Origin of the sequence: Bacillus sp. FSL E2-8887, from assembly GCF_038007205.1 — a bacterium.
GTDB classification, from domain to species: domain Bacteria; phylum Bacillota; class Bacilli; order Bacillales; family Bacillaceae_G; genus Bacillus_A; species Bacillus_A mycoides.
Map to the genome: position 1 here is coordinate 1 of NZ_JBBOWS010000005.1, position 8,225 is coordinate 8,225.

General features: G+C 34.8%; 14 protein-coding genes. All 14 read left to right on the forward strand.

Annotated elements, in window-relative coordinates:
- Positions 1-367: 367 nt before the first annotated feature.
- The 14 genes from NSQ08_RS29730 (at position 368) to NSQ08_RS29795 (ending at position 7,854) form a co-directional block, all read left to right on the forward strand.
- Entirely contained in the window at positions 368-814 is a 447-nt protein-coding gene (locus NSQ08_RS29730; protein ID WP_340780635.1) for a DUF4355 domain-containing protein, read from the forward strand.
- Positions 811-1,071, forward strand: a complete 261-nt coding sequence (locus NSQ08_RS29735; RefSeq protein WP_340780636.1) for a hypothetical protein — start codon at positions 811-813, stop codon at positions 1,069-1,071. The genes NSQ08_RS29730 and NSQ08_RS29735 overlap by 4 nt, the downstream gene beginning before the upstream one ends.
- A gap of 2 nt (positions 1,072-1,073) precedes the next feature.
- Positions 1,074-1,652: a hypothetical protein gene (locus tag NSQ08_RS29740; RefSeq protein ID WP_340780637.1), complete on the forward strand. Its 579-nt coding sequence runs from the start codon at positions 1,074-1,076 to the stop codon at positions 1,650-1,652.
- A 36-nt stretch (positions 1,653-1,688) separates the two neighbouring features.
- The gene (locus NSQ08_RS29745) at positions 1,689-1,853 is read left to right on the forward strand and encodes a hypothetical protein (protein WP_340780638.1); all 165 of its coding nucleotides are present in this window, start codon (positions 1,689-1,691) and stop codon (positions 1,851-1,853) included.
- Positions 1,828-2,295 (forward strand): hypothetical protein, encoded by a 468-nt coding sequence (locus NSQ08_RS29750; protein WP_340780639.1) that lies wholly within the window; start codon positions 1,828-1,830, stop codon positions 2,293-2,295. The genes NSQ08_RS29745 and NSQ08_RS29750 overlap by 26 nt, the downstream gene beginning before the upstream one ends.
- Positions 2,276-2,602, forward strand: a complete 327-nt coding sequence (locus tag NSQ08_RS29755) for a hypothetical protein (RefSeq protein ID WP_340780640.1) — start codon at positions 2,276-2,278, stop codon at positions 2,600-2,602. Before NSQ08_RS29750 ends, NSQ08_RS29755 begins: the two co-directional genes overlap by 20 nt.
- The gene (locus NSQ08_RS29760; protein ID WP_340780641.1) at positions 2,592-2,936 is read left to right on the forward strand and encodes a hypothetical protein; all 345 of its coding nucleotides are present in this window, start codon (positions 2,592-2,594) and stop codon (positions 2,934-2,936) included. The genes NSQ08_RS29755 and NSQ08_RS29760 overlap by 11 nt, the downstream gene beginning before the upstream one ends.
- A gap of 535 nt (positions 2,937-3,471) precedes the next feature.
- Positions 3,472-3,636, forward strand: a complete 165-nt coding sequence (locus tag NSQ08_RS29765) for a hypothetical protein (RefSeq protein ID WP_340780642.1) — start codon at positions 3,472-3,474, stop codon at positions 3,634-3,636.
- 64 nt (positions 3,637-3,700) lie between these two features.
- Positions 3,701-3,883: a hypothetical protein gene (locus NSQ08_RS29770; protein WP_340780644.1), complete on the forward strand. Its 183-nt coding sequence runs from the start codon at positions 3,701-3,703 to the stop codon at positions 3,881-3,883.
- 102 nt (positions 3,884-3,985) lie between these two features.
- Positions 3,986-4,453, forward strand: coding sequence for a hypothetical protein (locus NSQ08_RS29775; protein WP_340780645.1), 468 nt, complete (start codon positions 3,986-3,988; stop codon positions 4,451-4,453).
- A gap of 382 nt (positions 4,454-4,835) precedes the next feature.
- Positions 4,836-6,263 carry a hypothetical protein gene (locus tag NSQ08_RS29780; RefSeq protein ID WP_340780647.1) on the forward strand — a complete coding sequence of 476 codons (1,428 nt, stop codon included), beginning with the start codon at positions 4,836-4,838 and terminating at the stop codon, positions 6,261-6,263.
- Between the two features lie 968 nt (positions 6,264-7,231).
- The gene (locus NSQ08_RS29785) at positions 7,232-7,372 is read left to right on the forward strand and encodes a hypothetical protein (protein WP_176520358.1); all 141 of its coding nucleotides are present in this window, start codon (positions 7,232-7,234) and stop codon (positions 7,370-7,372) included.
- Between the two features lie 18 nt (positions 7,373-7,390).
- Complete coding sequence (locus tag NSQ08_RS29790; protein ID WP_098315723.1) at positions 7,391-7,609, forward strand: hypothetical protein; 219 nt, start codon at positions 7,391-7,393, stop codon at positions 7,607-7,609.
- Positions 7,609-7,854: a DNA-binding protein gene (locus tag NSQ08_RS29795; RefSeq protein ID WP_340780648.1), complete on the forward strand. Its 246-nt coding sequence runs from the start codon at positions 7,609-7,611 to the stop codon at positions 7,852-7,854. Before NSQ08_RS29790 ends, NSQ08_RS29795 begins: the two co-directional genes overlap by 1 nt.
- The last annotated feature ends 371 nt before the right edge of the window (positions 7,855-8,225 follow it).

Genomic DNA, 8,225 nt, shown 5'->3' on the forward strand with positions numbered 1-8,225 from the left:
TACCTATAATAAGTATTATGTCTACCTTATGCTCATTATTTCACATAAACATGTAGTCATGGACGTTCTTCACCTGGGCTTTATTCTATTTAGTTGTAACTAAAGTGGTTACAACTGGGGGTGCGCGTGCTGAGAGAAAAATGGACACTTGATTTTTTTCGGTACTTTTTCGGTGTTTTCGGGTGGTCTTTCCGTGGATTTTGAACCAATCTTTTCACTCAGCAACTCATTAGAAGGAGTCCTCAATTTTGAGGAATGGGTTTTATGTATACAGAGTGTTAAATGAAACAATAAATCTAATTATATATTAATTGTAGCGACAATTTAATACATCGTTATATCGAATATGATTAGGAGCGAACTGGATATGTTAGAGAACGAACAACAACATGATAAAGACCAACAAACAGAAGAAACTTTTACAAAATCGGATATTGACGAAGCAGTTAACCAAGCTTTAGCGAATCGTGACGAAGCCGAACGAATCCAACTGGAACGCTCACAAGCAACGGCAAAGCTAGATAATGCATTTGCAGAAGCTAACACTGTCAAAGAGAGTAAGAAGCTATTAGAAGTAGCAACAACACGTTTAAATGATGTTGGACTACCTGAAAGCCTGGCAAGTATGGTGCAAAGCAAAGACACTCGTATCATGAATGAGCGTATTGCTATTGTACAAGCACTGATTCAAACGGAAGCTACTAAAGCTATTAAGAAGAGCCTGGCAGGGAAGACGCCTGAACAATCGACTGGCGTTACTAACAAAGGTATAGACCAGGTAGCAGTAGCCTTTGATAAGGAGCTAAACAAATGAGCAAACAACTTATAACAACAATCACTGGTGAAGGTGTGAATTGGCGTGTTGAAGATAGAGGAATCGTATTAGGACGCGGTAAGACAGCAAATCATAAAGAAGCACGAGACACTGTAAACAAACGATACGGCGGTTATACAAACGAAGACGTTCGCTTGAGCACAAAACTATATGAAGAGTTAAAAAACACGTATAAAGCAACAGGAGAAGCCCCAAACGGCTTTCTAGACGGTAATTATACATTGGAGGATGAATAAATATGGCAAGCAAACGATATATCAAAGGTGACGTACATCGACCAGACTATAAAGGATTGCTAAAACAAGAGTTTTTTAATCAAAGAGAAACATTTAATGAAGGTTTAGCAGGTTTTGAAGCAGAAGCCCAGGCACTAATGGAACGAAAATCTCAGTTCGAAGCGGAACAGAAACAATTACTAGCGGAATTACACGTAAAGGCAATGTATGAGATTGACGGTAAAGAGATTGATTTTGTCGATAGCAAAGCGGATATTCCAGTGTTTGAAGACGAAAGAGCCTTTCAAATTGCAGACGCAAACCGTGTTTATATGGAGCAGGCTCAAGAAGAGTATTCAGCGGCAGAACGTAATAATATTAAATCAACGTATGATGTCCTAAAAGCGGAACGAGACACCTTTAACTCTCAGTTTTCACTAATGACACGAGAAGAAGCAGCAGGACACTACAAAGATGCTTTACTACGTTCAAAAATAGCTGGCGACGTGTCAGGAGAAGAGAAACTATTCCCAGTAGTAGACACACGACCAAATGAAGAGTTAGTAAAAGATGCTTTCAACCAGGAGTTTGACGGTCAATAGGTCCAGTATTGGACTTATTACATAAAGGAGAAGTGCATGAATAAGAATGAAGCTAAAACAATATTTGTAGATACGATGCTAAATATGAAGAATAACCGCAAAGCACGAGTAAAAGGGCGGCTAAACGGAAACAACCGTAAAGCTCTCTTATTAGCGGTTATGAGAGGTGAAGGCATTGGCGACAGTAAAAAGCCTTGCTAAACGATTAAACAAGATACAAGCCGTTCGAACACCTGATGGTATAGTGATTCTAGCGAGTAGTGAACATGACATAGCAGAGAAGTTAGAGAAAACAAAGGCTAAAAATATAGTGGTTATCAATTGTGACATTGACCCTTTTTGCGATATTTGCGAATGCCATTTTGAACGATGTAAGTGTGATACGCGAAATGATGGTTCTATGCATCCAAAAGAATTAGGATACTGGCGTAAAGCGAACCCAAAACACTATGAAATGATTATGAGACACCAATTAATAGAAGAAGATACAGACCCAACTGAAGGGCTTTTAAAGTGGGTAAAAGACGATATTCTCTACACAAGACCAAACGCGAACATAAAAGAAGCACACGAACAAAATTTAGCTGGATTAAGTCCAGTAGTAAGAAAGGCATTGACAAAAGATGCAACTACATTACATTAACGGTGAGCCTACACCTGAAACGGCTCAATACATTTTTAACATTGAAACTATCAGAGCTTTAGAACGAGATTTAGGCATAGAAAAGTATGGTATTTATGCCCTTGATTGGTCTGATATCAGTGCTTTATTTATGGCTAACAAACTGACTTATGCCCAATTGCACATCATTTACAACCGTGTAAAAGCAAAAGATACCTCTATTCATAATACTTACTTAGATGAAGATGGAAATATGATAGACGGTAAACCCTCAAATAAAGTAAGAAACATAAAAAGAGCATTAGGAGGTAAAGAAAATGGCTACTAAACCGAAAACGGCAACAAAAAAAGAACCGATAAACGTTGATATTAATATTGACACACCAAAAGACACGCTAACTACTCGTAAATCATTAATGAAGCTATTTTGTGAGCGTAAAATTGATAGAAATGATTTAAACGCCTTATTATATAGCTTACAAGGTGCAAGCAGCGAACACCAAAACATGATTAACCTAACGAAAATACAGTTAGAAACGGAGCGTATCAAGATTCAAGAACGTGACGTAATTGTGAGGGAAGAAACAAAACTTAAATTAGAAAACAAAATCGACCAACTAGAAACAGTTATTGAAGAAATGGAACGCGAAACTGTCAGATAAACTTTGTTAATAGTACATGAAGCGGGACACTAGCGGAAACTAATGTCTTTTTTCTATATATATAAAGTATTAAATATAAACGATTAGTAAATGTTATACTGAATATCCAAATTATAATATGTTGTAGTGTCGACGCTTTATTGTAATGCGCGATAAAGCAAAAAGGTTTTGTATTGGACACCTGGAGCAAAAGCGCTTCCTTGTGAAACCATGCAAAGCCTTTTTGTATACAAAGTATTAAATAGGGTTGCTATACGGGTGATATACTGATAATACAATTTAATAGAGAAAAACAACCTATTTTTATAAGTCTGTTTTCTCAACTTATAACTATTAAGCGTGGTGCTTTATCCCCACGTTCGCAAAGAGCCAGCATGATAAACTGGCTCTTTTTTTGAGCCTTTTTTTAATTGCATATAACAGAAGAAACATAGTTTTAATATACAAATACTAGAAAGTTTGTAAAAGGTTACGTAACCCTATTTACATGGTTACGTAACTATGATAGTATATGTTTTGTAAAGGAGGTGCGCAGATGGAAAATAAGTATAAAAACTTCTATAAGAAGATAGAAGAAAAATACGATGCCTCGTTCGAGGATGCGAAGCGTATCTACCGAGCACAAAACAGCATAAAACTTCTAATGAAGACTTTACCAAAAGAAAAGGTAAAGAAGGTTGTAGAAGATTCTATGGAGTAAGGTGTAAGAACCTTACTTTTTAAAACGAAAAAGGTTACGTAACCAAAACTAGGAGGTATTCAAAATGAGTAATGAAGAAAAAGAGTTATTAGAAAGTAAGTTTTTTTGGTTGGTAGATGGATTGAATGAAATGTTAGAGGAAGCAAACCCAAATGAGGATGAATACGCAACATTAAATAACGTTGATATGGACCGTCTTTCAGAATGTGTTCAATTAATGTGCGTTGTGACAAATCAATTGAAATAGGCATTATATTTATTAATCCTAATATAAATGAATTAAAAATATAATAAAATCATAATATATAATTAAATAGTAGTTTTACATACATGAAAGGTGGAAAATAAAATGATTACAATTAATATTAAGGATTTAAATGACTATAATGAGGAAGTAGAAGCACTAGCTGAAGAGGTGTTTGAAACCGAGAATACTATATATAACGCTATTCGCGAAATTGGTGATGATGAACGGGTTAAAAAGTTTACATTATGGTATTTAGCTAAGTTAAACACTATGCAAATCGAATACGGCAATTCTGATGCTATAGAAAAGGCTCATATGGGCGGTTTAATGGTAGATATAAAAGTTAATGCGCTATGGAGTGGGTTATGCGATTTAGAGGAGCTTTGCAACGAAGTGTTTGAAAAATATAAGCAAGATATAAAACTAGTAGAGATGCTAGGTGAACAAACTAAAATGTGGTTTAGTAAAATTGATAGAATGTATGAAGAGATAAAGCTGTTTTACCGTTATCAGAAGTTAACAGGTACTTTAAATAGTGTAGATTGGGAAGTAGGATTTGATGAAGATTGATAGTGAGTAGTATATTTTAACACAGGTGTTCCCGTTCTTTAAGTCTGTTTATTCGACTATGTTCGTAGTATACTAGCAATAAATGACAACGAAAAACGCCCATTTCCTCTTTACTTTGGTCGGTAGAAGGAAATGAGCGCACTCAGGCATATTGCATTCAATTAGAACGGATTCCTTTTTGATTCCGAACATGTTTTATACAGAAGCATTTTGTATAAATTTTAAAAAGAGGTAATTCTATATAAATTTTATATAGGTAATTCTGTCTAAAGTTTATAGAGGCATTCTGTATAAATTTTATATAGTTATTATATCAACTATATAAAGAATGCACAATACCTCTGTTTCGTTGTACTTACAATTAGAAGAAGGGGTTTTTTTAATGCAAGAATACCAGCAACATATGGTACTAGAGTCTATAAAAGACTTATATCTACCAAAAGAAAACTATGTAAAAAAGAAGATTGTCACGAATAAAAAAGGTTGGACACATAAACGGAGCGCTCCAACTGACAAAGACATCATTAATCATATTAGTGGCGGGAATAATTTAGGCGTTTTTGGTGGCGCTACTGGTACAAAGTTTATTGTATTTGATGTAGATGCTAGGGAAAGAGCGAAAGACGTTACTATGAGGCTGATAGACGCCTTAGAAAGCGAATATGGAATTAATAGAAGTCGTATATTCGTGTTTAATAGTGGTGGGAAAGGGTATCATGTCACTTTATACCTAGACAACATCATTATGTATGATGATTTACAACTGTTTTACAAGCAGGTTATCGCAATGGTAGGAGAAAACAAGAACGTAATCGAGTTACGACCAACAAAAGGACAAGCTGTTAAACTACCTTTTTGCTCACATTATAAAACTGGTAACTACGCTGGTATTGTATCACCTTTAGACCTGTCTGATAGCTCGATAGACGAGTTTTTATTTCCTCTCAAACAAATAGTATTAAATGACTTGTTAAAACGTGTAGCGGAACATGAGGGGCTTATGATTGAACGTGGTAAAAAACTAACGCTTGATAAAGAAAATGCAGTCTTTCTAGATAACGTTTCAACGAATGTCAATCTTGATGTATACGACACTGAAGATAAAACGAAGTATATGGAGAGAATCTTGCAAAAAAACAGTTTAGAGTTTAAAAACACGCGTCACAACGTTACTTTTACACTAGCTACATACCTAAAAGATGTGTATTTGTTTAACAGAGAAGAAGTGAAGACGGTTATTTATAACATGCTTTGCAATACGCCACCTGATATGTTTACTACATATGACCGAAAGTTTTTCGAAGAAACAACGAACATAAATGTTAATGACGTATTTGATAAACCTTATTATTTTGGTGGACGTAAGAAACTAGCAATTTACGAAAGTGAGATTATAGGACTCTTACAGCTTCCAGGACGAATAGAGTTGAAACGCCTGGGCTTTGCATTCCTAATGCATGGAAAACGCTATATGAAGCCAAATGGAGAGTTTTATTTCAGCTATAACACTATTCAAAAGTATGTAGATTGCGATAAGAAAAAAATTAGTAAACAAATTAAGAAGCTAGTTGAGGGTAAAGTGGTAGAAATCACAAGACAAGGCGTGGCACACGCTAAGGAAAGCGAGAGAGAATGTACAATTTATAAGACGGTTTTAGAGAATGAGGGTAAAAAAATAGAGTTGGTATACAATGATTCAGAGCCACCACGCTTTGAAAGTATTGTATCTCAACTCATTGGGGAAAAAGACTTAAAGTGTCTTATTCCAAAGACTTGCTTTTATACTCAATTCAAACAATATTATAGCTAGTACGTTCTCCACCACGAGAACATAATCAGTACCGCTTAAACTTTGCTTCACACAATTAGATATTAACATGAGCTATTTGCGGGTTGCAAGTAGCTTTTTTTGGTTATTACATCGGCTATTTAAAGATGTTTAAAAGGCTTTAATTAATAGCTTTTTAACTCCTTTTTCTTAAAAAGACTACTAAAGAGTATTTAAAAAGGGCTTTGGTTTTCTCTTTGCTCTTTTCCTTGTCTAAAAACACGTTTAAGAATGCTGTTATACCAAGGGTTTGTTCCAAAAGCATACTAAATAACTTATGTAACTCTTTTTGGTGTACTAAGACTTAAGCAAGAACAGAGTTTTTCTTGCAAAGGGTACTAAAGAGTACTTAAGAGGGATAGTGTCTTATACAAGTGGTTATATACTCCTTTAGGTATTTGCGTTGTACTAGGTTGCTTGTATATAGAGAGTGTGTAGTTGTTTGTGTTCTATACCTTCTTTCATTGATGGTTGTATTGTTCAACAGACTACTAAAGAGTATTGATAGTATAGAAGGATTGGTTGACACTACTTACAACATGAATGATATGACATGATGAGTGAACAAAGAGTGAAGGCTTTCTTATAAAGAGTATGTGTAATGATTGATTGACAATGAGTAGAGAGAAGGGAAGCCATACTATATATAACAGTTGGTGTACGCAATATTGTTGATACCTTCTATATAGGTTGCTTCTATATAACGAATAGAGGACGAGTGTATATATGATAGTTGTGTTGTCTCAAAGACTACTCAATAACTATAAGAGATAGTGTGGTGATGATAGGAAGGTGTGAACAATGAGAGGATATGTAATAGATAGATAGTGATAGAGTCCAGCGACTCTTTTTTTTATTTCTTTCAACTTTCTTAAACAAATTTTAAATTACCTATAGACAATCGTATTTAGCTATAGTATAATAAGGTTATAAGGAGGTGAGGCAAGGTGATGGAAACAATTAAAGATGTTGTAGCAATAATCGCTTCAGTGTTCGGAATCATAAATGTTGGTTTAGACATCCACACTAAAGCGACTAAGAAACTACAACAAAGCAAAAAGCGTAAACGTAACAAACGTAAACGCAAATAAGCACGATGAGGGGAAAGGTTGAGCGCCGATTCCCCTCATTACTATTATAACATCCGTCACCGAAAAATGATGAAGAAAATTAAACCAATTGATTTATCTGTATTTGTTATTTTATTTTTGTGGGCAATAGCCAATGATTTTAGTGTAATGACTACGTTGGATTGGATATGTATAGTTGCAGGGATTGTATATACTATCATGTTTATAATTAAGTTATGTATGAGAGGTGAAGAATAATGAAGTATCATTTAAATTCTAGGGAAGAAGTAGAGAATTTCATCAAAAACGAAGTCCTTGTTACTTCTGAAGCAATGGAAATTTTAGATGTAAATCGCGCTCGTGTGAGTGCTATGGTCAAAGCTGGCAAGTTAACACCAGTTAAAAAGTTAGGAAGTATAAGTATCTTTCTAAGAGCTGATATAGAAGCCAAAAAAGAAGAATTAGAAGAATTACGAGCGAAGTACCGTCCATATGACAAGTAAGAAGGGGTTTCCCTTTCTTATAGAGGTTAATCCAAATTTATTTAACTTAATAAGATAAGCATAAAAGGAGAAACGAAAAAACGTTTTTCCCAAAAGCATACTAAAGAGTATGTAAAAATGGTGGGTACAATTTTGTACTGTCTTTTTGTCGTTATAGCAGAAAATTGGCGACACCTACATTAATGGATGAATCTATATATGCGGGTGGAAAGGAAGCCCAAAAAGGATTGAATAGATTCATGAATATTAGCAGGGAATCAATGTATATTCGTGTATGTCATTGCATAATCCAACTATCTATATATCTACTATCTTTATGCATTATCCCTAGGACTCGACAAACGTTGATATAAAAGCATTCTTACTACTAC

Bases quoted from the DNA above. Each gene is read 5' to 3' on its own strand.
- NSQ08_RS29795 (WP_340780648.1), top strand. From the start codon at position 7,609: ATGAAGTATCATTTAAATTCTAGGGAAGAAGTAGAGAATTTCATCAAA.
- NSQ08_RS29775 (WP_340780645.1), top strand. From the start codon at position 3,986: ATGATTACAATTAATATTAAGGATTTAAATGACTATAATGAGGAAGTA.
- NSQ08_RS29730 (WP_340780635.1), top strand. From the start codon at position 368: ATGTTAGAGAACGAACAACAACATGATAAAGACCAACAAACAGAAGAA.
- NSQ08_RS29785 (WP_176520358.1), top strand. From the start codon at position 7,232: ATGGAAACAATTAAAGATGTTGTAGCAATAATCGCTTCAGTGTTCGGA.
- NSQ08_RS29745 (WP_340780638.1), top strand. From the start codon at position 1,689: ATGAATAAGAATGAAGCTAAAACAATATTTGTAGATACGATGCTAAAT.
- NSQ08_RS29760 (WP_340780641.1), top strand. From the start codon at position 2,592: ATGGCTACTAAACCGAAAACGGCAACAAAAAAAGAACCGATAAACGTT.
- NSQ08_RS29780 (WP_340780647.1), top strand. From the start codon at position 4,836: ATGCAAGAATACCAGCAACATATGGTACTAGAGTCTATAAAAGACTTA.
- NSQ08_RS29735 (WP_340780636.1), top strand. From the start codon at position 811: ATGAGCAAACAACTTATAACAACAATCACTGGTGAAGGTGTGAATTGG.
- NSQ08_RS29765 (WP_340780642.1), top strand. From the start codon at position 3,472: ATGGAAAATAAGTATAAAAACTTCTATAAGAAGATAGAAGAAAAATAC.
- NSQ08_RS29740 (WP_340780637.1), top strand. From the start codon at position 1,074: ATGGCAAGCAAACGATATATCAAAGGTGACGTACATCGACCAGACTAT.
- NSQ08_RS29770 (WP_340780644.1), top strand. From the start codon at position 3,701: ATGAGTAATGAAGAAAAAGAGTTATTAGAAAGTAAGTTTTTTTGGTTG.
- NSQ08_RS29755 (WP_340780640.1), top strand. From the start codon at position 2,276: ATGCAACTACATTACATTAACGGTGAGCCTACACCTGAAACGGCTCAA.